This is a genomic window from Synechococcus sp. A15-62 (assembly GCF_014280075.1).
Classification (GTDB): Bacteria; Cyanobacteriota; Cyanobacteriia; order PCC-6307; family Cyanobiaceae; genus Parasynechococcus.
This window is the reverse complement of the sequence record NZ_CP047950.1, coordinates 713,147-732,517: the sequence shown is the minus strand read 5'-3', so window position 1 is coordinate 732,517 and position 19,371 is coordinate 713,147. Positions and strand designations below refer to the sequence as shown.

26 protein-coding genes are annotated in these 19,371 nt (G+C 61.2%); 14 read left to right on the top strand and 12 right to left on the bottom strand.

Going from position 1 to position 19,371, the window contains the following annotated elements; translation table 11 throughout:
- Positions 1–6 precede the first annotated feature (6 nt).
- Positions 7–1,344 (bottom strand): 16S rRNA (cytosine(967)-C(5))-methyltransferase, encoded by a 1,338-nt coding sequence (locus SynA1562_RS04025; RefSeq protein WP_186494838.1) that lies wholly within the window; start codon positions 1,342–1,344, stop codon positions 7–9.
- 3 nt (positions 1,345–1,347) lie between these two features.
- The gene (locus SynA1562_RS04020; RefSeq protein ID WP_186495302.1) at positions 1,348–1,716 is read right to left on the bottom strand and encodes a methylated-DNA--[protein]-cysteine S-methyltransferase; all 369 of its coding nucleotides are present in this window, start codon (positions 1,714–1,716) and stop codon (positions 1,348–1,350) included.
- Here SynA1562_RS04020 and SynA1562_RS04015 point away from each other — a divergent pair.
- The 3 genes from SynA1562_RS04015 (at position 1,660) to SynA1562_RS04005 (ending at position 2,739) form a co-directional block, all read left to right on the top strand.
- Positions 1,660–1,806 carry a hypothetical protein gene (locus SynA1562_RS04015; RefSeq protein WP_186494837.1) on the top strand — a complete coding sequence of 49 codons (147 nt, stop codon included), beginning with the start codon at positions 1,660–1,662 and terminating at the stop codon, positions 1,804–1,806. The genes SynA1562_RS04020 and SynA1562_RS04015 overlap by 57 nt on opposite strands.
- 6 nt (positions 1,807–1,812) lie before the next feature.
- Positions 1,813–2,502: a tRNA (guanosine(18)-2'-O)-methyltransferase TrmH gene (trmH, locus tag SynA1562_RS04010; RefSeq protein ID WP_186494836.1), complete on the top strand. Its 690-nt coding sequence runs from the start codon at positions 1,813–1,815 to the stop codon at positions 2,500–2,502.
- 63 nt (positions 2,503–2,565) lie between these two features.
- Positions 2,566–2,739 (top strand): hypothetical protein, encoded by a 174-nt coding sequence (locus tag SynA1562_RS04005; RefSeq protein ID WP_186494835.1) that lies wholly within the window; start codon positions 2,566–2,568, stop codon positions 2,737–2,739.
- Between the two features lie 2 nt (positions 2,740–2,741).
- Here SynA1562_RS04005 and SynA1562_RS04000 read toward each other — a convergent pair whose 3' ends face one another.
- Both SynA1562_RS04000 and SynA1562_RS03995 read right to left on the bottom strand, forming a co-directional pair.
- The gene (locus tag SynA1562_RS04000) at positions 2,742–2,957 is read right to left on the bottom strand and encodes a hypothetical protein (RefSeq protein ID WP_186494834.1); all 216 of its coding nucleotides are present in this window, start codon (positions 2,955–2,957) and stop codon (positions 2,742–2,744) included.
- A 19-nt stretch (positions 2,958–2,976) separates the two neighbouring features.
- On the bottom strand, positions 2,977–3,849 hold the full coding sequence (locus SynA1562_RS03995; protein WP_186494833.1) for an ABC transporter permease: 873 nt from the start codon (positions 3,847–3,849) through the stop codon (positions 2,977–2,979).
- A gap of 29 nt (positions 3,850–3,878) precedes the next feature.
- On the opposite strand from SynA1562_RS03995, the gene SynA1562_RS03990 reads away from it, so the two are divergent.
- Genes SynA1562_RS03990 through SynA1562_RS03980 form a run of 3 tightly spaced genes read left to right on the top strand, consistent with a single transcriptional unit; the run spans position 3,879 to position 5,637 of the window.
- Positions 3,879–4,373: a hypothetical protein gene (locus SynA1562_RS03990; RefSeq protein WP_186494832.1), complete on the top strand. Its 495-nt coding sequence runs from the start codon at positions 3,879–3,881 to the stop codon at positions 4,371–4,373.
- Positions 4,337–5,287, top strand: coding sequence for a sensor histidine kinase KdpD (locus tag SynA1562_RS03985; RefSeq protein ID WP_186494831.1), 951 nt, complete (start codon positions 4,337–4,339; stop codon positions 5,285–5,287). The genes SynA1562_RS03990 and SynA1562_RS03985 overlap by 37 nt, the downstream gene beginning before the upstream one ends.
- Positions 5,284–5,637, top strand: a complete 354-nt coding sequence (locus SynA1562_RS03980; RefSeq protein ID WP_186494830.1) for a hypothetical protein — start codon at positions 5,284–5,286, stop codon at positions 5,635–5,637. Before SynA1562_RS03985 ends, SynA1562_RS03980 begins: the two co-directional genes overlap by 4 nt.
- Here SynA1562_RS03980 and SynA1562_RS03975 read toward each other — a convergent pair.
- The gene (locus tag SynA1562_RS03975) at positions 5,634–5,930 is read right to left on the bottom strand and encodes a hypothetical protein (RefSeq protein ID WP_186494829.1); all 297 of its coding nucleotides are present in this window, start codon (positions 5,928–5,930) and stop codon (positions 5,634–5,636) included. The two genes, SynA1562_RS03980 and SynA1562_RS03975, sit on opposite strands and share 4 nt — an antisense overlap.
- Positions 5,931–6,110: 180 nt before the next feature.
- Positions 6,111–7,931 (bottom strand): translation elongation factor 4, encoded by a 1,821-nt coding sequence (gene lepA / locus SynA1562_RS03970; protein WP_186494828.1) that lies wholly within the window; start codon positions 7,929–7,931, stop codon positions 6,111–6,113.
- A gap of 71 nt (positions 7,932–8,002) precedes the next feature.
- Here lepA and SynA1562_RS03965 point away from each other — a divergent pair, with 71 nt between their 5' ends.
- Positions 8,003–8,323 (top strand): multidrug efflux SMR transporter, encoded by a 321-nt coding sequence (locus SynA1562_RS03965; RefSeq protein ID WP_186494827.1) that lies wholly within the window; start codon positions 8,003–8,005, stop codon positions 8,321–8,323.
- Positions 8,324–8,326: 3 nt separating this feature from the next.
- Here SynA1562_RS03965 and SynA1562_RS03960 read toward each other — a convergent pair whose 3' ends face one another.
- Positions 8,327–9,835 (bottom strand): malate:quinone oxidoreductase, encoded by a 1,509-nt coding sequence (locus SynA1562_RS03960; RefSeq protein WP_186495301.1) that lies wholly within the window; start codon positions 9,833–9,835, stop codon positions 8,327–8,329.
- Positions 9,836–9,915: 80 nt separating this feature from the next.
- Between SynA1562_RS03960 and SynA1562_RS03955 the strand changes: the two genes are divergently transcribed.
- From SynA1562_RS03955 to SynA1562_RS03945, 3 genes are read left to right on the top strand one after another with little or no spacing between them, the layout of a single operon-like run.
- Entirely contained in the window at positions 9,916–10,161 is a 246-nt protein-coding gene (locus SynA1562_RS03955) for a NifU family protein (RefSeq protein WP_011128549.1), read from the top strand.
- On the top strand, positions 10,158–10,448 hold the full coding sequence (locus SynA1562_RS03950) for a gamma-glutamylcyclotransferase (RefSeq protein WP_186495300.1): 291 nt from the start codon (positions 10,158–10,160) through the stop codon (positions 10,446–10,448). Before SynA1562_RS03955 ends, SynA1562_RS03950 begins: the two co-directional genes overlap by 4 nt.
- A gap of 47 nt (positions 10,449–10,495) precedes the next feature.
- Entirely contained in the window at positions 10,496–12,478 is a 1,983-nt protein-coding gene (locus tag SynA1562_RS03945) for a glycosyltransferase (RefSeq protein ID WP_186494826.1), read from the top strand.
- A gap of 27 nt (positions 12,479–12,505) precedes the next feature.
- On the opposite strand, the gene SynA1562_RS03940 is transcribed toward SynA1562_RS03945, so the two are convergent.
- Positions 12,506–13,192: a DUF4079 domain-containing protein gene (locus SynA1562_RS03940; RefSeq protein WP_186494825.1), complete on the bottom strand. Its 687-nt coding sequence runs from the start codon at positions 13,190–13,192 to the stop codon at positions 12,506–12,508.
- Between the two features lie 186 nt (positions 13,193–13,378).
- On the opposite strand from SynA1562_RS03940, the gene SynA1562_RS03935 reads away from it, so the two are divergent.
- The 3 genes from SynA1562_RS03935 to SynA1562_RS03925 all read left to right on the top strand — a co-directional run bounded on the left by SynA1562_RS03935 (position 13,379) and on the right by SynA1562_RS03925 (position 15,969).
- Positions 13,379–14,101 (top strand): GAF domain-containing protein, encoded by a 723-nt coding sequence (locus SynA1562_RS03935; RefSeq protein WP_186494824.1) that lies wholly within the window; start codon positions 13,379–13,381, stop codon positions 14,099–14,101.
- 44 nt (positions 14,102–14,145) lie between these two features.
- On the top strand, positions 14,146–14,421 hold the full coding sequence (locus SynA1562_RS03930; RefSeq protein WP_186494823.1) for a hypothetical protein: 276 nt from the start codon (positions 14,146–14,148) through the stop codon (positions 14,419–14,421).
- 381 nt (positions 14,422–14,802) lie between these two features.
- Entirely contained in the window at positions 14,803–15,969 is a 1,167-nt protein-coding gene (locus tag SynA1562_RS03925) for an aminotransferase class V-fold PLP-dependent enzyme (RefSeq protein WP_186495299.1), read from the top strand.
- A gap of 33 nt (positions 15,970–16,002) precedes the next feature.
- Here the strand turns inward: SynA1562_RS03925 and SynA1562_RS03920 are convergent, their stop codons facing one another.
- Genes SynA1562_RS03920 through yidD form a run of 3 tightly spaced genes read right to left on the bottom strand, consistent with a single transcriptional unit; the run spans position 16,003 to position 18,095 of the window.
- Positions 16,003–17,508 carry a UDP-N-acetylmuramoyl-L-alanyl-D-glutamate--2,6-diaminopimelate ligase gene (locus tag SynA1562_RS03920; RefSeq protein WP_186494822.1) on the bottom strand — a complete coding sequence of 502 codons (1,506 nt, stop codon included), beginning with the start codon at positions 17,506–17,508 and terminating at the stop codon, positions 16,003–16,005.
- A gap of 36 nt (positions 17,509–17,544) precedes the next feature.
- Positions 17,545–17,817 carry a glutaredoxin family protein gene (locus SynA1562_RS03915; RefSeq protein ID WP_186494821.1) on the bottom strand — a complete coding sequence of 91 codons (273 nt, stop codon included), beginning with the start codon at positions 17,815–17,817 and terminating at the stop codon, positions 17,545–17,547.
- A complete protein-coding gene (gene yidD / locus SynA1562_RS03910) occupies positions 17,817–18,095 on the bottom strand; it encodes a membrane protein insertion efficiency factor YidD (protein ID WP_186495298.1) in 279 nt (92 codons plus the stop codon). Before yidD ends, SynA1562_RS03915 begins: the two co-directional genes overlap by 1 nt.
- Positions 18,096–18,171: 76 nt before the next feature.
- On the opposite strand from yidD, the gene rpsD reads away from it, so the two are divergent.
- Positions 18,172–18,780, top strand: a complete 609-nt coding sequence (rpsD, locus tag SynA1562_RS03905) for a 30S ribosomal protein S4 (RefSeq protein ID WP_011363781.1) — start codon at positions 18,172–18,174, stop codon at positions 18,778–18,780.
- A 43-nt stretch (positions 18,781–18,823) separates the two neighbouring features.
- On the opposite strand, the gene SynA1562_RS03900 is transcribed toward rpsD, so the two are convergent.
- Positions 18,824–19,258: a hypothetical protein gene (locus SynA1562_RS03900; RefSeq protein WP_186494820.1), complete on the bottom strand. Its 435-nt coding sequence runs from the start codon at positions 19,256–19,258 to the stop codon at positions 18,824–18,826.
- Between the last annotated feature and the right edge of the window lie 113 nt (positions 19,259–19,371).

The window sequence follows — 19,371 nt, the reverse complement described above, 5'->3', positions numbered from 1 at the left end:
AAGGCCCTAGGCCCGCTGCAGCACAGCCGAATAGAACCCATCTCCCCCGCTGGCTTGATCTGGCCAGAGCTGGCTCTCCTGCTCCAGGCGCAGCGTTGGGTGACGCTTCAACAGAGCCTGAATCTGTGCCTGATTTTCATCGGGATGAATGGTGCAGGTGGCGTACACCAACACGCCTTGGGGAGCCAACAACGGCAGAAGGCCATCCAGCAGAGCCTGTTGTTGGGGCAAAAGACCACGAATGGATTGGGGCGTCACCCGCCAACGGGAATCGGGATGACGGGCCAGCGTTCCAAGCCCCGAGCAGGGGGCATCGATCAAAATCCTCTGGAAAGACTCACGCCATTGGGGGCGCTGCTCCAAAAGATTGGCGGCATCCGCAGCCAGGGCATTGATAGAGGCAAGGCCCAGCCGGGCGGCATTGGCCGCAACGCGCTTGAGCCGTCCGGCTGAACGGTCCACAGCCCAGATCTCCGCCTGATCCCCCACCAACTCCGCCAAATGGGTGGCTTTGCCCCCCGGAGCCGCACAGGCATCCAGGATGCGATCCCCCCGTTTGGGATCGAGCAGAGGTGCAATCCATTGCGCCGAACAATCCTGCACACACCAATGGCCCTCGGCATAGCCGGGCCAGTGGCGCAGATCGCCGCTGTGGCCTGAGATGCGCAGGCCATCGGGACAACCAACGATGGACTCAGTGCTGATGCCAGCCGCGGCCAGATCCTGCTGCACCTGCGCAGGGCTCGATCGCAACCGATTCACCCGCAAATCCAGATCCGGCACACGGTTGCAGGCGCTGGCCACCGCCGCGGCCCCCTCCGCCCCGCGCCACTCGATCAACAACCGGGTGAACCAATCCGGCAGGGAATGGGCCTGGGCCAGCTGAGCCGCCAGATCGTTGGGCCGTTGCAGGGTTTCGCCGGCCTCCCGTGCCCGCAGCGCCGCCCGGAGCACCCCATTCACCACAGGGGCCAGCCGGGCCAATCCCTTGCTGGTTTTGGCCAACTCCACGGCGGTGTTCACCGCTGCTGAATCTGGAATCCGCTCCATCAACAGCAGTTGATAAAGACCCACATGCAACAGCCAGCGCAACTTGGGCGGCTGCTTCAACGCCGGCACCTTGCCCAACCGATCCAGCCAGGCATCGAGAGTGCGCCGTTGGCGAATCGCGCCATAGGCCAGCTCGGTCACCAATCCCCGATCGGGTGCCTTGAGGTCCCGCTCCCGCAGCACCCGCTCCAGCGCCACATCGGCATAAGCTCCAGCCGCAACCGCCTGCAACACATCCCAGGCGAGACGGCGCGGCAGCAGTCCAATCGGAGCCGAATCAGACAAGAGCAGCACGCATCAATCCCCAGCATGGGCGTCCGGGTGCCAGAGGAACTGACGCAGCGGCAAGCGTCCCTCCGCATCCACAGGAATGCCCTCAGCCAGCAGCAGATCACGCTGGATCCAGTCACTGCCCTCACGGCTGAGGCTCATCGAAATCCGCCCCTGGGCGTTGACCACGCGATGCCAGGGAACGACGGACGGGAGCTTGAGACGCCGCAGCGCCCAACCCAGCTGACGCGCACAACCAAAGGCACCGATCAACTCAGCGATCTGGCCGTAGGTCGCCAAGCGACCGTGGGGGATGCGGGCCACCTGGCTCCAGACACGTTGATCAAACGTGCCGCCGGAGACGTACGGTTCAACGGAGGGATCCTTGGGCGGGATCTGGATGGCGACGGAAGCGCTGACTTCCCGATTGTCGTTCCAGACCCCAAAGCATGGAAGAACCCCAACCTGTTGCTCTCACCCGATTGACCGCCCATGCCCCTGCTGCCGCGACGGTTTGAGCGGCTGAAATCCGTGCTGAACCACCGCATGGCGGATCTCACGGTGCTGCTCGAACACGTGGAGAAACCCCACAACCTCTCCGCCATCCTGCGCAGCTGTGATGCCGTCGGGGCGCTGAAAGCCCACGCGGTGAGTTTTGACGGGCGGCCACGCACCTTCAACAGCACGGCCCAGGGCAGCCAGAAATGGGTGCCTTTGCACGACCATCCCGACACCGAAACAGCCATCCGCTATCTCAAAGCGAAAGGGTTCCGGCTCTACGGAACCCATCTCGGGGTGGATGCCAAGGACTACCGGGAGTGCGACTTCACTGGACCCACCGCCTTCGTGCTCGGGGCGGAGAAATGGGGGCTGACCGATCAGGCCCGGGACCTGATGGATGAAGCGCTGTTCATCCCGATGCGCGGCATGGTTCAGTCCCTGAACGTGTCGGTCGCCACCGCGACCTTGCTGTTTGAGGCGCTGCGCCAACGCCAAGTGGCCGGCCTGGCTCCAACCCAGGGGGAAGGCCTGAAGCCAGAGCAGTACCAGCAGTTGCTGTTTGAGTGGTCCTACCCCGAGGTGGCCCGCTGGTGCCGGGAGCAGGAACGGCCTTACCCCGCCTTGAGTGAGGAGGGAGAGCTGATGGAGGAGTTGCCGCGAACTGTGAAGCTGCGCTGCTGATTCGACGGAAGACTTGTATCTCCATGAACCCTGGGCCATAACCAAAGCAGCGGAATGTCAGCAATGGACAACAAACAGCTGCACCAGTACGCGGTCACTTACCACTGCGGCAACGAATGGGGCGAAGAAATGCTCCAGTCCGACGATCTCACCCATGCCGTGGAAGCGGCCCATGCCATCTTCCCAAGCTCCTGCCGGATTTCGATCCGTGAGGTGAAGGCACCGAAACCAGCCTGAAATCAGCGCGGTCGCCGCGGCACCCCAGGCAACTGAACCGCGGCGATCAACACCGCCGTTTCCAGCAGCAGATTGCGGCTGACCAGCACCACCACCAGCAGCAGGGTGGTGGCCAGGATCCGCTCGAGCAAAGCGATCACGTCATCGGTGCTGTCGCAGCTCTTTTTCCACAGCAACGCTGCCATGCTCAGCAACAGCAAGCTGATCCACCAGGCCATCACACCCGTGCCGATGGGGTCAGTCTGACGCGGGCCTGGCTTCTGCGCCGCTCACCCAGGCCTCGATGCCTTCACCAAGAAAGGACAGCCCCAGCACCAACACAAACATCGCCAGACCGGGGAACAGCGCCGTCCACCACACCCCGGTGGGCACTGCTGCAAGGGCCAGATTGAGATCGCCACCCCATTCAGGCACGGTCTCCGGCAAGCCCAGACCGAGAAATCCCAATCCCCCAAGCACCAGCACCGCATCAGCGGCATTGAGGGTGAGCAGCACCGGCACGGAGGTGATCACGTTGCGGAACAGGTAGCGCCGCAGGACCCAGAGCGGCCCTGCCCCCAGGCTCTGGGCGGCCTCCACAAACAGCTCGCTTTTCACCTGGGCGGTTTGGTTGCGCACCACGCGGAAATACTGCGGCACGTACACCACACAAAGGGCGGCGGCGGCATTGGGGATGCCCTTGCCCAGCAGAAAGGCCAACACCACCGAAAGCAACAACACCGGCAGGGTGTAGAGCGTGTCCATCAGCAGCACCATCAGGCGATCGACAGCCCCGCCGAAATAACCACTCACCATGCCCAAGGGCACACCCACCAGCAGGGCCACACCCACCGCCAGCAACACCACCTGAAGCGCCACTCCACTGCCGGCCATGGTGCGCACGCACACATCCCGGCCGAGCCTGTCGGTGCCGCACCAATGGGTCCAGCTGGGACCGGCGTAGATCGGGTTCTCCAGGCCGGCATTGGCGTCCGGAAGGATGCCAGCCGTCACCAACAACGGCGTGATCAAAGCCACCAGCAGGTAGATCCCCACAATCACCAGGCCCCAACGGGCCATACGGGTGGAGAGGCTGCGGATCACGGGCAGGTTGGCCTCAGGCAGATGCATTGTCTCCCGAACCGCGGAAGAATGAAGTCATGGCGTCTCGCTACCGCTGGCGACAACAGCTGCTGGGCAGCCTGCAAGGCCAGCTGCAGCTGGCCACCTATCTGGTGGTCTTCCTCGGCTTCACCGGGGCCTCATCGGTGGGGCTGTTGATCGGTCAGCGCAATCTGCTGGCCAACGACCAGCAGTTGGCCCGCCAAAGCATCGCGCTCTGCGACAAAGCCATCAGTGGCCTGCAAGACGACCCCGCCCGGCTCGAACAGGAGTTGCTGTTCCACTCCAATGCCAACACCAGCCTCTGGATCGAAGACGACAACGGAACACTGCTGCGACCCCGCATCCACCAATCCATTTCAGAAGTCGCCATCCACACCGCCATGGCCACCAACCCCGGCCGTGAGCCGGGGGTGCAGCGCACGATTGAGTTCGAAAATGAACGGCTACTGACGGAGCTGGTCAAGCAGAGCTGCCCGATGGCTCCCGTCTTTGGATGGCCCAACGGGCCAGCTCCAACCTTCAGGCCCTGAACAACTATCTGGTGTTGATGATCATGGTGTGGGGCAGCTGCCTGGCCATCACCCTGCTGAGCGTGAGCTGGGTGGTGCGGCGGGTGGTGCAGCCATTGGATCAGCTCAATGCCGCCAGCTCTGAACTCACCGCCGACACCCTGGCCACAGCAAAACTTCAGCTGGGCGAAGGCCCGATCGAAGTGATGCAGCTGAGCCGTACTTACAACGACCTGCTCGAACGGCTGGCCCAATCCTGGAGCCAGCAACGCCAGTTCGTGAGCGCTGTTAGCCACGAACTGCGCACCCCCCTCACCATCGTTCAGGGCTATCTGCACCGCACGATCAAACGGGGCGACAACCTCAATGCCAACCAGGTGAAGGAGCTTCAAACCGCCGAGGAGGAAAGCATCCGCATGCGCCGGCTGCTGGACGATCTGCTGGACCTCTCCCGCGGCGACTCCGGCCGGTTGGCAATCACCAAGGAGCCGGTTCGCCTCGCCGACCAACTGGAACAGGTGGCCGATCTGGCCCGCAACACCTTGAGCCGCCCGCTGCTGCTGGAGCTGCCTGAAGATCCAACAGCCCGTGATGCGGTGGCCCAGGCCGATCCCGCTCGCCTGCGCCAGGTGCTGCTGGATCTGATCGAAAACGCCGACAAGTATTCCCCTGGGGAGGCCGCCATCAGACTGGTGCTGCGGCAGAGCGACAGTGCCGTCTTGATCGATGTGATTGACCAAGGCATCGGCATTCCTGAAACCGAGTTGAACAAGGTGTTTGAACGTTTTCAGCGCGGCAGTAACGCCCCCCTAAAAACAGGCTCAGGCTTAGGACTTTCCGTTGTGAAGCTGCTTGTGGAGGGCATGGGCGGCAGCATTGAGGTGCACAGCCGCCTCGGCGAAGGCAGCTGCTTCACCGTGGTGTTGCCCTCATGATTTCGTTCCTGGTGTTCTGCTCACTGCTGATCCCGGTGAACCTCTGGGCTGCGATCACACCCCACATGCACAGCGATGTGTCGATGCGCGTCCTGCATGGCATCTGCACGCTGGTGCTGCGGCCACTGTTGTGGACGCTCTGGAGGCAACGGCGATTGCTGCGGCCTGTTCCTGCACTGATCCTTGCGATCTTTGCGACGGTGATGGTGGTGGTGAACAGCTGGATCACCGCCATGGGCATGGGCGTGGAATTCGGCTGGCTGGACCATCTGCTGCTGGCGCTGTCTGAAGTGGCGTTAACGGTGTTCTTCCTGATGGCTCCAGAGCCAGAGCCGATCACCGAGCCCTAACCAACCCCCTGGGAGCGGACCCGGCCTCCCAGGCGGGTGCGTTGTTCGAGCTGCATCTGCAGCACCGGCAGTCCAGACGGCTGATGGAGTTGAAAACGGTCCACGCCATCCAAGACAACACGGTTCTGATAGCGGCTGCCGCTGCGGACACCGCCCTGGAGGTCAAAGGCAGGGCCGCAGCGCATCAACACATCACCGCGCCAGATCGCCGATGGCGCTGGTCCGAGGCTGTACACAACAGGATCGGAGCCATCTCGAGGCGTGATGGCGAGCTTCGGTTGCCGACCGGCCAAGCCACAGGGCAAACTCCCGGCCGGATTAAATGCAACACGGGTAACCAATGGGAATCTATCTATCAAAATCAATTCAACAAGTGTGGGGCTTGATTCCACATGGATGCAACTCCTCTCGAGCAAAACTTCTGGCGCCTATATTAAAGTCGAAGACCTTTGATTCATCAGAATGATGGAGGGTTAATTTCCCCCTCCATCATTGAGCTTCAGCACCGCCATGAAGGCCTCCTGCGGCACATCCACCTTGCCCATGGCCTTCATCCGCTTCTTGCCCTTGGCCTGCTTCTTCAGCAGCTTCTTCTTCCTTGAGATATCACCGCCATAGCACTTGGCGAGCACATCCTTGCGGATGGCGCTGATGCTGGTGGAGGCAATGATTCGACTACCAATCGAGGCCTGAATGGGGATCTTGAACTGCTGGCGAGGAATCAGTTCCTTGAGTTTCTCCACCAACGCCTTGCCCACGTTGTAGGCCTTGTCTTGATGGACGATCGTGGTGAGGGCATCGGCCCGCTCGCCGTTGATCAGCACATCAAGGCGCACCAGCTGGTTCTTGCGGTAGCCGATCAGGCTGTACTCCATCGAGGCATAGCCCTGGGTGCGCGTCTTCATCTGATCGAAGAAGTCGGTCACCACCTCAGCCAGCGGCAATTCGTAGATCAACGTCACCCGATCGGTGGTGATGTACTTCATGTCGACGTAATCGCCGCGCCGTTCTTGGCAGAGGCCCATCAAGGCGCCGTTGTACTCGTTCGGCGCATAGATCTCCATGCGCACGTAGGGCTCTTCGATCGACTCGCGCTTCTGCGGATCGGGAAGTGTGGCGGGATTGTCCACCATCACCTCTGAGCCATCGATCATGTTCACCTTGTAGATCACCGATGGCGCGGTGACGATCAGATCAAGGTCGTACTCGCGTTCGAGCCGCTCCTGCACGATCTCCATGTGCAGCAGGCCGAGGAAGCCGCAGCGGAAGCCGAAGCCCATGGCGCTGCTGGTTTCCGGTTCGTACTTCAACGCCGCATCTGAGAGCTGCAGCTTGTCGAGGGCATCGCGCAGATCCGGGTACTGATCGGCCTCTGTGGGGAACAAGCCACAGAACACCATCGGCTTGGCCTCGGTGTAACCAGGGAGGGCCTCATCAGCCGGCGCATTCACCAGGGTGATCGTGTCGCCAACACGGGCATCAGCCACGGCCTTGATAGAGGCCGCCAAATAGCCCACCTCACCAGCGTGGAGCTCATCCACTTTCTTCTGATCCGGCGCCATGATCCCGATCTCATCAAGCTCGTAGGTCTTCTTGCTGGCCATCAACAGCACTTTGTCTTTGCAATTGATCCGGCCGCTCATCACGCGGAAGTAGACGATCACACCCCGGTAGGGGTCGTAATAGGAGTCGAAGATCAGGGCCTTGGTGGGTTCCTCCACCGCATCCTTCGGCGGGGGGACCCGATCCACCACCGCCTGCAGGATCTCGGGCACACCAAGGCCTGTTTTGGCCGAACAGGGAATGGCGTTGTCGCAATCAAGGCCGATGATCGCCTCCACTTCCTCCTTGATCCGATCCGGATCCGCCCCGGGGAGATCGATCTTGTTGAGCACTGGGATGATCTCGAGATCGTTGTCCAGCGCCAGGTACACGTTGGCCAGGGTCTGGGCTTCCACGCCCTGGCTGGCATCCACCACCAGCAGCGCCCCTTCACAGGCCTGCAGGCTGCGGCTCACCTCATAGGAGAAGTCGACGTGGCCAGGCGTGTCGATCAGGTTGAGGACGTACTCCTCGCCATCGGCCGCCGTGTAGTTCATCCGGGCGGCCTGGAGCTTGATCGTGATCCCCCGCTCCCGCTCCAGATCCATGTTGTCCAGGAACTGGTCCTGCATGTCCCGGTTGGCCACGGTGCCCGTGTCCTGCAGCAAGCGATCGGCCAGGGTCGACTTGCCGTGGTCGATATGGGCAATGATGCAGAAGTTGCGGATCCGTGAGACGGGGGCGTCGGTCATGCAGCGGCGGAATCCCGTCTCGGGTCCAGAAAGCGTCGTTGCCACAATCCTAAGGAGCGGCACCAGTGGTCATGAGCAATCCATGGACCCTGCTGCTGCTAGCGATCAGCGCTGAGGTGATCGGCACCTCCTGCCTGCGCTTGTCGGAAGGCATGACACGACCACTGCCCACCCTGCTGGTGTTCAGCGCCTACGCCCTGGCGATGGTCCTGCTCTCAAAGGTGGTGCTGAGCATTCCCCTGGGAATCACTTATGCCCTCTGGAGCGGCATCGGCACCGTGGTGATCGTGCTGGTGGGGCGCTTTGCCTATGGCCAGATGCTTCAGCCCGCCCAATTGATCGGCATCGCTTTGATCACGGCCGGCGTTGTCTTGGTGAATCTCGGGGAATGACGCTTAGGCGGTGAGCCCAAGCAAGGCATCGCTGCGTTCCCGCATCCGGTTCAACACCTGCGGATCCTGCTGGGGGTCGTCATGGATGCTGGGCAACAGCGCTTGCAGGCGTTGCTGCCAGGCCTCGCTATCGAGCCGTTGCTTAAAGCAGCGCTGCAGCACCTCCAACATGATCGTCACCGCTGTGCTCGCCCCTGGGGAGGCCCCCAGCAGCGCCGCCAGGGAGCCATCACCGGAGGCCACCACCTCGGTTCCCAGCTGCAGCCGTCCGCCCTGCTTGCTCCGTTTGATGATCTGCACCCGCTGGCCCGCCACCGAGAGAGTCCAGTCTTCGGCGCGGGCGGTGGGCATGAACTGCTGCAGCGCCTCATGCCGCTCCGCAGGGCTCTGGCGCAGCTGATTGATGAGGTACTGCACCAGTTCGAAGTTGGTGGCGCCCACCTGCAGCATCGGCACCAGATTGGTGGCGCGCACGGACGCAGGCAGATCCAACAGGGAACCCTGCTTGAGGAACTTGCTGCTGAAGCCCGCGAAAGGACCGAACAGCAGCGACCGCTTGCCATCGATCCAGCGGGTGTCGAGATGGGGCACCGACATCGGTGGAGCTCCCACCGCCGCCTTGCCGTACACCTTGGCCTGCTGACGGTCGGCCAGCTGGGCATCACCACAGACGAGCCAAAGGCCACTTACCGGGAAGCCTGCGAAATCAGCCGCCTCCGGAATCCCAGAGCGTTGCAGCAGCGGCAGGGCACCCCCACCGGCACCCAGAAAAACGAAAGGAGCTCGCACTTCCTTTTTGCCCGAGGGCCCTTTGAGCACCAAGCTCCAGTCGGCCTCGGTCATGTCGCTACGACGCAGACGTTTGAGGTCGTGCACCTGGGTGCCGTACTCCACGCTGAGCGCTCCGCTCTGCTGCAACGGCATCAGATAAGCCCGGGTGAGGCTGCCGAAATCCACATCGGTGCCCCGATCAATCCGGGTGGCCGCCACCGGCTGCTTGAGATCGCGGCCCGCCATCACCAGGGGCATCCATTCGGTGAGCTCGCTCTGGTCTTCGCTCCAGCGCATCCGCGCAAAGGCCGGCAGATCCTTCAGCTGGCTGAAGCGCTGACGCAGAAAGGCAATGTTCTCCGGCGTCCAAACGGCACTGATGTGAGCCGCCTGATGGAGGAAGCTGCTGGTGTCGAGGTCGCCCCGCTCCTGCAGCGAGCTCCAGAACTCAAGGCTGCGTTCAAACGAGGTATTGATGGCCACAGCTTTGGCCGTCGCGACGGTGCCATCCGCCTGGATCGGGGTGTAGTTCAGCTCGCAGTTGGCGGCATGACCGGTGCCGGCATTGTTGACCGCTGCGCTGCTCTCCAGAGCAGGCGCCTCGAGGCGCTCCACCAGAAGAATCCGCAGCTGCGGGTCAAGTTCATGCAGCAGCGCCGCCAGGGTGGCGCTCATGATTCCGGCGCCCACCAGCACGGCGTCGTAGCGGGCCTCTGGGTTGAACGAACCGTCGTGCTGCACCGGAGCTGGAGGGTTAACCGCTCTCGTCACCCTATGGGGCCACTCCGTAACCTTGAAGTCTTGATGTCTGGTTCATCCCGATGAGCACTGAAACCATGGCCCTCACGCTTGAGAACGTGGAGAAGGTGCTGGATGAGCTGCGCCCCTTCCTGATGGCCGACGGCGGCAACGTTGAAGTGGTGGAACTGGACGGCCCGATCGTGAAAGTGCGCCTGCAGGGAGCCTGCGGCAGCTGCCCCAGCAGCACGATGACCTTGAAGATGGGCATCGAACGCAAGATGCGCGAGTCGATCCCTGAAGTGAGTGAAGTGGTGCAGGTGCTCTGAAGCGCCTCTTCGTCTACGGATCACTCAAAAGCAACGGCAGCGCCCATAACCTGCTGAAGGGCGCTCAACGAGACCGTGACGGCATCGTTGACGGGTTCATCGAGATCCAGCACCGGGGCTATCCGATGCTGCAACGGGGCAATGGGGGCATCTCAGGAGAGGTGTATTGGGTGCCCGAGCCCTGTTGGCCCGCCTTGGATGATTGGGAGGACGTCCCTGAGGTGTATCAACGCAGCAGCGTGACCCTCAGGGATGGCCGCAGCGTTTTGCTCTATGAAGCGGCGTAGGAACAACGCCCCTTAGCGTTACCAAGGAATCAAGGCCTGGCTGTGGAGTGAGCCTGCTGCTGCTGCTCTGGCCGTTGGCGCTGATCCAGCGGCCGGAAGCGGAGTCTCCGCTGTGGGCCCGACGCAGCCTGATCCTGTTGATCAGCGCTCTGACCCTTCGTTATCTGCACTGGCGCTGCACCGCCAGCCTCAATCTCAACACCGCTGTTTCCACCAGCCTCAGCGGCCTTTTGCTGCTGGCGGAAGGCTGGCTGCTGATCACCGGTCTGCTGCCACTGTGGCTGGCCTGGCGCCGCTTCCCGGATCGACGTCGGGACATCCAAAAACGCCATCGGGACTGGCAGGCCTCGGAGTGGAGGCCCCATGTGGACATCCTCGTACCCACCTACGGCGAGCCGCTGGCAGTGCTGCAACGCTCGCTTCTGGGCTGCACGCAGCAGAGCTATCCCCACACCAGTGTTTTGGTGCTGGATGACTCTGGCCGTGAGGAGGTGAAGCGCCTAGCCCAACAACTGGGCTGTCGCTACATGCATCGTTCCGAACGCCTGCACGCCAAGGCGGGCAACCTCAACGCCGGGCTGAGCCAATGTCATGGCGAGCTGGTGGCGGTGTTCGATGCGGACTTCATCCCTCAGCAACGGTTCCTGGAACACGGCATCGGCTTTCTGCTGGACCCCGATGTGGCCCTGCTGCAGACGCCGCAGTCGTTCATTAATGCCGATCCGGTGATGCGCAACCTGCGGATGGAGTCGTGGCTGCTGCCGGATGAGGAGAGCTTCTATCGCTGGATCGAACCGGTACGGGACGGCTGGGGAGCCGTGGTCTGTGCCGGCACAGCCTTCGTGGTGCGGCGGCGCGCCCTGGATGGGATCGGTGGCTTCGTCGAGGGTGCTTTGTCGGAGGACTACGTCACCGGCATTGCCCTGCGTGCGCAGGGATGGAAGCTGCTGTACCTCCAGCAGAAGCTCAGTGCTGGGCTGGCCGCCGAGTCCATGGAGGACTTCGTGCAACAGCGGCAACGCTGGGCCAACGGCACCCTGCAAAGTTTGAGACTGCCCCATGGCCCGCTACGGGCTTGTGGCCTCAGCCCCGGCCAGAAGCTGGCCTACCTGGAGGGCGTCATTCATTGGCTCAACAACCTGCCGAGGTTGGTGCTGATGCTGATGCCGCTGAGCTACGGGCTGCTTGGTGTCGCACCAATCCTGCTGGATCAGCGAGCCATCATTGAATTGATGCTGCCCCTGTGGGGAACGGTGCTGCTCAGCATCGGCTGGCTGAACCGCAACAGCCGCTCAGCCCTGCTGACCGAACTGACCAGCTGGGTACTCACCGTTCCGCTGGTGGTGAGCCTGATCTGGAATGTCCTCGGTTCCTCCGTTGGATTCCGGGTCACCCCCAAGCATCGCCAGCGATCCCGGGGCGGCTGGTCATGGTTTCTGGCGCTTCCCCTGATCGTGCTCAGCCTGTTCAACCTGGCGAATCTGCTGGGGCTCGTGCAGCAGCTGATGCTCGCAGGCTGGGACGGAGTCGGACCGCTTCAGCTGGGGCTGGTCTGGGCTGGACTGAACCTGTTGGGAACCCTCATCGCTCTTCGCGCCTGCTGGAATCCTCCCCAGAGCGATCCCTCCCCCTGGCTCAGCCTGGACCACGCCGCGAATGTGATTGATTCCGGGGGCCATTGCCATCCATGTCGGATCACCGCCATCAGTGAAAGCGGTGTGGAGCTGGCCTTCGCCACAAAGGTTCCGCCCCTGATGAACAGCAGCCAGCTGCAGTGGACAGCAGCCATCCCGCCTCTACCGGTTGTGATGCTGCAGATCCAAGAACGGCAGGCGGCCTTGAACTGGGGCAACCTGAGCCAACAGCAACAACACAGCCTGATCCGCTGGTTGTTCTGCAGTGATGGGGTATGGCCGGACCGGCGCCCCAGACAGGAAGTGTTGGGACTACTGATGCTGCTGAAACGGTTGCTCTTCGGGGGCCCAACTCCCCAAGTTTTCGACCGTTCCCTGGTTCCACGTCTTCCCTGAATTCAGCACAGCACCTCCGGCCAAAGCTCAGGGACAACGTTGCAAATCAAAGTCGCAGGCATAGACCGCAGGTTTTTGCCAACTCAAGGGAATCTCCAGCAGATCTCTTGTGCCGGTGATGCCCTGCATCACAAAAAGCAGCGCCGCCAGCACCGAGGCTGTGACGTGCAACCGGCGCAGGCGAAGGTCCCGAAGGATCTCAGGCCGGGCCGCCAGGGAAAACAGCATCAGACCGGTGACCGCAACACCAGCCCAGTAATGGGACTGCCAGAACGCAGGCGAAAGGGGATCATCCGATAGACGCCACACCTCCGGCTGCGCTCCGAGCGTGAGCACGCCAATCCAGGTGATCAAGCTGAAGCTGAGGCGCAGGGCAGCAGCTTTGCTTCGCAAAAGAGCGACCAGGCTCGCCCCCGTACCCAGCAGCACGATGCTCAGCTGGATGGCACGACCAGCGCCGCCAGAGAAATCAGCTGGTGGTGCCTTGGTGGCGATGGCCACGGTCAAGGCGATCAGCACCAGAAGCACCACACCCGCCGCGAGCCAACGGCCCAGATCACTGTGATCGCGGCCCACCATCGGTGGATGTTTCACCTGGGCAACACGCCTCTGACGGGTCTGCCAGGCCAGACGCACCACCATCCCGATGAGGGGATAGATCAGAACAACCGCAAGGGCGGGATGAAGAATCCAGAGCCAATCAGTGATGGTCACAGGCCCGTGTCCATGCCCTTAGGAGCTCAAGCATGGCCAGCCGAATGAACCCAACACCCGGAAGGCCGGCAAATTTAATTAATCCAGAAAATTAAAATCAACAAAGCGAAATTTTTCGCACTGCACATTTACAGAAAATAAAAAATTCATGCCTTAGACCAAACGCATGCCTAGCGAGCTGTGTCCATGCAGGCCGCACCCAAGCCGATCAACGAAGCAGCCAGGCTGAGGTCCCTCAGTGAATATCGAATTCTGGGAACCAAGCCCGAACAGGCCTTTGACAACATCACCCGGATGGCGTCAGAGATCTGCCAATCTCCGATTGCCCTGATCTCCTTGGTGGACGAGAAGCGTCAGTGGTTCAAATCGAAGGTGGGCCTTGAGGCCAGCGAAACCGACCGGGATATCTCCTTCTGTGCCCATACGATCCTCGATTCCAAACCTCTGGTGGTGGAGGACGCACTGTTTCACGAGAAATTCCGCGACAACCCCCTTGTGCAGGAAGAACCCCACATCCGGCTCTATGCAGGCTTCCCCCTCAAAACCGACATCAACCACCGCATTGGAACGCTTTGCGTGATTGATCGCATTCCCAAATCACTCACCAATTCGCAATACAAGGTGATGGAAGGACTGGCGGAACAGGCCACCACCCTGTTGGAACTCAGACGCCGATCCCTAGCCCTCATGGATGAGTTCTGCCAGATGCATCATGCTCAGGGCTTAATCACCACCTGCAGCTACTGCAAGTCGATCCGCGACAGCGAAGGCTTCTGGCAACCGATCGAACGATTCCTGATGCAGCACAGCACGCTGAACTTCAGCCATGGCATTTGCCCAGAGTGCATGAACGAGCACTTCCCCGACGTGCAAAACAGTCGAGCGGAGTCGTTAAACGATCAAAGCTGATCCAATTGAAGCTGAGCGATTGACATCAGCAACACCACGAACACTTGACAACGCCAGAAAATAAAAGGAAGTTCCAGCAATGCGTCATGCGAATCGCAGATTTTCTGTATCGCAAGCTCGGGCTCAATATCTTCAAAGCCGCGCCACACCTAAGAACACAAGCGCCTAAAGTTCCAACCCCCACCAAGGTTGAACGGGAAGCTTTGGTGCCGCCAACCCCCCTCCACAAATCACCATCCGATGTGATTCACATCGGCCCCAGGGGTGGCCGCTACAAAGTTGATAGCAAAGGTCGCAAGATCTACCTCAAGGCCAGCTGAAACATCCTGCCCAAAGATGCAATTCAAACTGAGTTGAAATACTGATCGATTGGTTTTTGTATCCAACACAACCACCATCGGTTCAGTCTGCGCGACAAGGTTGATTGAGGTCGGGAAATCGAAGTGAACGCTGGTCCTGCTTGCCCCATCCGGTTTGGAACCCCGAACAACCAAAAAGAATCACTCGCCGATCAATGCCTGACGGCGGCGGAGATCGAATGGCGCCGTTGGTCGGGATGGCAGATGGAACGAACAGCGGAAAAACAGTTCAGAAAAAAGTGGGCCTGAGTCGTTTAACCAAAGACCTAAGACTCTGAAGAACGACAAAGCCACTGCCAACGTGGTGGGACCCATTCTTCGGCTCAGGCCACTGCCGTGACCATGCGCGACCTCTGCCCTGCCCTGCAGAACAAGACGTACTTCAACTACGGCGGCCAAGGGCCACTGCCCAGTTCATCCCTCGAGGCGATCACCGCGAGCTGGTCGCGCATCCAGGAGTTGGGGCCCTTCACTGCTGATGTGTGGCCCTTCATCGGCACCGAGGTGAACAGCACCCGCCGCCTTCTGGCTCAGTGCTGCGGCGTTCCACCCCATCGGCTTGCCCTCACCGAAAACGTCACCAGCGGCTGCGTGCTGCCGCTATGGGGACTGCCCTTTGCGGAAGGAGACCGGCTGCTGATCGGCGACTGCGAGCATCCCGGAGTGGTGAGTGCCTGCGTTGAACTGGCCCGGCGCCAGAACCTCGCCATCGACGTGCTGCCGGTGAAGCATCTGCGGGGTGATCAGACCCACTGCGATGCCGCCGTGCTCAAGGCGATTAATGAGACCATCACCCCCCGCACCCGTCTGGTGGTGCTGAGCCATCTGCTCTGGAACACAGGGCAGGTGATGCCCATTACCGCCGTCGCCGGTCAGCTCAACCAACACCCCCAACAGCCCTTCCTGCTGGTGGATGCAGCCCAAAGCTTCGGACAGATCCCCGTCAACGAAGCCGCTGCAGCAGCGGACATCTACGCCTTCACCGGGCACAAGTGGGCCTGCGGGCCGGAAGGTCTGGGGGGCGTGGCGCTGTCTGAACGGGTGCTAGAGGAGGCCGCGCCGACCGTGATCGGCTGGCGCAGCCTGCGTGATGAAAGCAAGGCCGATCTGAACAGCAGTGACCTGTTTCACCACGACAGCCGCCGCTTTGAAGTGGCCACTAGCTGCGTGCCCTTGATGGCGGGCCTGCGCAGCTCACTGCAACTGCTGGACCAAACGGGATCAGCCCAACAGCGCTGGGAGCGCATCCGAACGCTGAGTGGCATGCTCTGGCAATCGCTCCAGGAGCTGGAGCGCGTCACACCCCTGATGGAGGTGCCGCCCGCCAGCGGACTGGTGAGCTTTCAGATCACGGGCGATGTGCCCCCTTTAGAGCATGTGAAGCAGTTGGGTGCCCAGGGACTGTGGATTCGCGATCTGGCGGACCCCAGTTGCTTGAGGGCCTGCACCCACATCACCACCACAGAAGACGACATCAACGCCCTTGTGGCCGCGATCAGCGCCCTTTGATCGGCTCAGATCAATCGCGATAGAACACTTGCTTCAAGACAACCTCAAGCGCAAAGCGCGTTCCGCTTCCTCGCGATCGTCGAAGTGCACTTTTTCGGTGCCGAGTATCTGGTAATCCTCGTGCCCCTTGCCGGCCACCAGCACCAGATCGTTCGGATCAGCTTCGGCAATGGCTGAAGCAATCGCCTGGGCTCGATCACCCTCCACCAGCAGATCGCTACCGGCCGGAATCCCGGCAACCACGTCATCCAGGATCTGCTGAGGATCCTCGGTGCGGGGGTTGTCGGAGGTGACCACCACACGGTCAGCCAGGCGTGCCGCAATTTCCGCCATCTGCGGACGCTTGCCCCGGTCCCGATCACCACCGCAACCGAACACACAGATCAGCCGGCCCACGCAGAACGGACGCGCTGCAGAAAGAGCATTGTCCAGACCATCGGGAGTGTGGGCGTAATCCACCAGCACCGGGGGCAAATTCGCTGCATCCACCCCGTTCAAAATCACCCGCTCCATCCGTCCGGGGACGCCACTGAAACGGCCGATGGCCTCCAGCAGCACCGGCAAGGGCAACTGCTGCTGAAGCAGCACCCCTACCGCCTGCAACAGGTTCATCAGGTTGAAACGCCCCAGCAAGGGCGAACGGAAACGGCCCTCACCCACAGGGCTAATCAAGCGGCCCTCCACCCCAGCAGCCGTCATCTGCAGGTCGCTCATGCGCAACTCAGCCGATGGATCCTCCAGCGAGCTGCGCCAACAGGCGGCACCAAGCCGTTCGGCCAGGCGTGCCCCCCAGGGATCATCGCTGTTGACCACCGATCGCGCGCCATCAGCAATCAGCAGAGGATCCGCAAACAGCGATGCCTTGGCCTCGAAGTAGTCCTCCATGGAGGCGTGGTAATCGAGGTGGTCCTGGGTGAGGTTGGTGAACACGGCCCCTGCGAAGCTGCAGCCCGCCACACGCTGCTGCGCCAGGGCGTGGGAACTCACCTCCATGGCCGCCAGGCCGCAACCTGCGGAGGCAGCCTCGGCGAGTTGCCCCTGCAGGAGGTCGGCAAAGGCCGTGGTGTGGGTGGCCGTGATGCTGTGGCCCGGCCAGCGGTTCACCAACGTGCCGAACAGGCCCACGGATTGGCCGGCCGAAGCGGCCAGATGCTCGATCAAATGGGTGGTGGTGGTTTTGCCATTGGTGCCGGTCACACCAATCAGGGCCATGCGCCTGCAGGGATGATCCCAGAACGCCGCAGCAATCTCACCGATTCGACGCGCCACCGGCTCCTGGATCACCACCACAGGGGCATCCGCGCCTGGCGGTTGTGCTGCAGCAGCTTCAGCTCCAATCACAGCAGCGGCAGCACCGGCCTCAAGGGCTTGGGCCCAGAAGGTGCCTCCATCCACCCGTTCGCCGGGGAGACCGAGAAACAGGGTTCCAGGGCCGACGCGGCGGGAATCGGTGGTGATCGCCTCCAACCCAGGGTTCACCAGTCCCTGCGGCACTGCGATGCCTGCATCACTCAACAGGGCATGCAACGCCTGCGTCATCCCATCTCCCCTGTGCTTAGGGGAGTTTTAAGCCGTTCAGAGCGCCGTGGACAGACAGCGTTGCAACCAATTCAACAGTCCCTCACCCGTTAAACGCGGGGAGACCCGGGGAAGCTCAGATCCATCGAGCGCGAGCACGGGAACCTCGAGGTCGTAACGCGCCTTCAGCTCCTGGGGGGTTCCAGGCGCATCGATATCAATCACCGTCAGCTCGATCGAGAGCCCCAAAAGATCGAGGGCGCGCAAGCGGGATTCCAAGCCTTCACACAGGCAGCAACCAGCGCGGCCGTACAGGGTGAGCTGGTTCATCAATCGGGCACCGGGTCACAGCCACAGGGGGTGAAGGGATGGCAGCGCAGCAGCCGTTTCACGGTGAGCCAGCCCCCCTTCCAGGGTCCATGCTTCTGGATGGCCTCCAGGCCATAGGCACTGCAGGTGGGCGTGAAGCGACAGCGGGGCCCGATCATCGGGGAGATGAAGCGCCGATAAAACCCAATCCCTGCCAAGAGAACAGCCGCCAGAACCTGATTGAGCGCCTGTCGGAGCTTGGCCATCGGGCCGCCAGATAGAGTGGTCGATTCGTGCATCGCGGCAGATGCCTGGGGCTGTTTCGGTTCCAGCATGCCCAACAACCGCACGATCTCAACACACACCTTCCCACCTATGTCTCGTTACCGCGGCCCTCGCCTGAGGATCACGCGGCGCTTGGGAGACCTCCCAGGTCTCACCCGGAAGGCCGCCAAACGGTCCTATCCCCCCGGTCAGCACGGCCAAGCCCGTCGCAAGCGCTCTGAATACGCGATCCGTCTCGAAGAGAAGCAGAAGCTTCGCTTCAACTACGGCGTCTCCGAGCGTCAGCTCGTGCGCTACGTGAAGAAAGCGCGCGCCCAGGAAGGTTCCACCGGAACCAACCTTCTCAAGCTGCTCGAGAACCGTCTCGACAATGTTTGTTTCCGCCTCGGCTTCGGTCCCACCGTGCCCGGCGCCCGTCAGCTGGTAAACCACGGTCACGTCACCGTGAACGGTCGTGTGACCGACATCGCCAGCTACCAGTGCAAGCCCGGCGATGTGATCGCCATCCGTGAGCGCAAGTGCAGCAAGAAGCTGGCTGAAGCCAACCTCGAGTTCCCCGGCCTGGCCAACGTGCCCAGCCACCTCGAGCTTGACAAGTCCAAGCTGAGCGCGAAGGTCACCGCCCGCTGCGAACGCGAGTGGGTTGCCCTGGAAATCAACGAACTGCTGGTGGTGGAGTACTACTCCAGAAAGGTCTGATTGTCAGACAGTCACCGGCTGCAATTCTTGATCTGCCCCAGCATTATCCCTCGCCCTCAGGGCGGGGGATTTTTTTTACTTGCAGGCCGATGTATTTGAGCTCGAAGGAGATTGAACGAAGAAAAACAAGAAATTTGTCAACAGAAAAACATGCCATCAACACTGCAAAAATACTGATTAAAAACTCAACAATACCCAATGCATTGGAATAGATCACCATGGACGGATCGGCCATAGCCGCTAACACCTGGTCGAACGCTAAATCCACCAACTCCAACATTGCGGCAGAGAGAGCGAACAAGGTTATCCAGAACAGGCTCTGCGCATGCTCATCATTGTCAATGGCTGCTTTGTGCCGACCGATATTAACCATGAGATTAGACAACAAGAAAAACATCGAAAACAACGTGAGATGCAAGACCTCTTTGTTGGAGTCAAATTCGATGTACTCGACAGCGATATAGGCGACAACCGCCATGACGAGAAGAACCCGAAGCACGACAAGCGAGCCCCAGAGAATCTTCTTCACTCTGAGATCTGGGATCCGAGACAGCATCATCGATCGTCTTCATCATCAGCAGGAATACCTCT

Coding starts and splice junctions, on each gene's coding strand:
- SynA1562_RS03955 (WP_011128549.1), top strand. CDS start 9,916: ATGAGCACTGAAACCATGGCCCTCACGCTTGAGAACGTGGAGAAGGTG.
- yidD (WP_186495298.1), bottom strand. CDS start 18,095: ATGCACGAATCGACCACTCTATCTGGCGGCCCGATGGCCAAGCTCCGA.
- SynA1562_RS04000 (WP_186494834.1), bottom strand. CDS start 2,957: ATGGCCTGGTGGATCAGCTTGCTGTTGCTGAGCATGGCAGCGTTGCTG.
- trmH (WP_186494836.1), top strand. CDS start 1,813: ATGCCCCTGCTGCCGCGACGGTTTGAGCGGCTGAAATCCGTGCTGAAC.
- SynA1562_RS03920 (WP_186494822.1), bottom strand. CDS start 17,508: ATGACGCAGGCGTTGCATGCCCTGTTGAGTGATGCAGGCATCGCAGTG.
- SynA1562_RS03985 (WP_186494831.1), top strand. CDS start 4,337: ATGGCCCAACGGGCCAGCTCCAACCTTCAGGCCCTGAACAACTATCTG.
- rpsD (WP_011363781.1), top strand. CDS start 18,172: ATGTCTCGTTACCGCGGCCCTCGCCTGAGGATCACGCGGCGCTTGGGA.
- SynA1562_RS04005 (WP_186494835.1), top strand. CDS start 2,566: ATGGACAACAAACAGCTGCACCAGTACGCGGTCACTTACCACTGCGGC.
- SynA1562_RS03935 (WP_186494824.1), top strand. CDS start 13,379: ATGCAGGCCGCACCCAAGCCGATCAACGAAGCAGCCAGGCTGAGGTCC.
- SynA1562_RS03980 (WP_186494830.1), top strand. CDS start 5,284: ATGATTTCGTTCCTGGTGTTCTGCTCACTGCTGATCCCGGTGAACCTC.
- SynA1562_RS03925 (WP_186495299.1), top strand. CDS start 14,803: ATGCGCGACCTCTGCCCTGCCCTGCAGAACAAGACGTACTTCAACTAC.
- SynA1562_RS03995 (WP_186494833.1), bottom strand. CDS start 3,849: ATGCATCTGCCTGAGGCCAACCTGCCCGTGATCCGCAGCCTCTCCACC.
- SynA1562_RS03990 (WP_186494832.1), top strand. CDS start 3,879: ATGGCGTCTCGCTACCGCTGGCGACAACAGCTGCTGGGCAGCCTGCAA.
- SynA1562_RS03900 (WP_186494820.1), bottom strand. CDS start 19,258: ATGGCGGTTGTCGCCTATATCGCTGTCGAGTACATCGAATTTGACTCC.
- SynA1562_RS03915 (WP_186494821.1), bottom strand. CDS start 17,817: ATGAACCAGCTCACCCTGTACGGCCGCGCTGGTTGCTGCCTGTGTGAA.
- lepA (WP_186494828.1), bottom strand. CDS start 7,931: ATGACCGACGCCCCCGTCTCACGGATCCGCAACTTCTGCATCATTGCC.
- SynA1562_RS03965 (WP_186494827.1), top strand. CDS start 8,003: ATGAGCAATCCATGGACCCTGCTGCTGCTAGCGATCAGCGCTGAGGTG.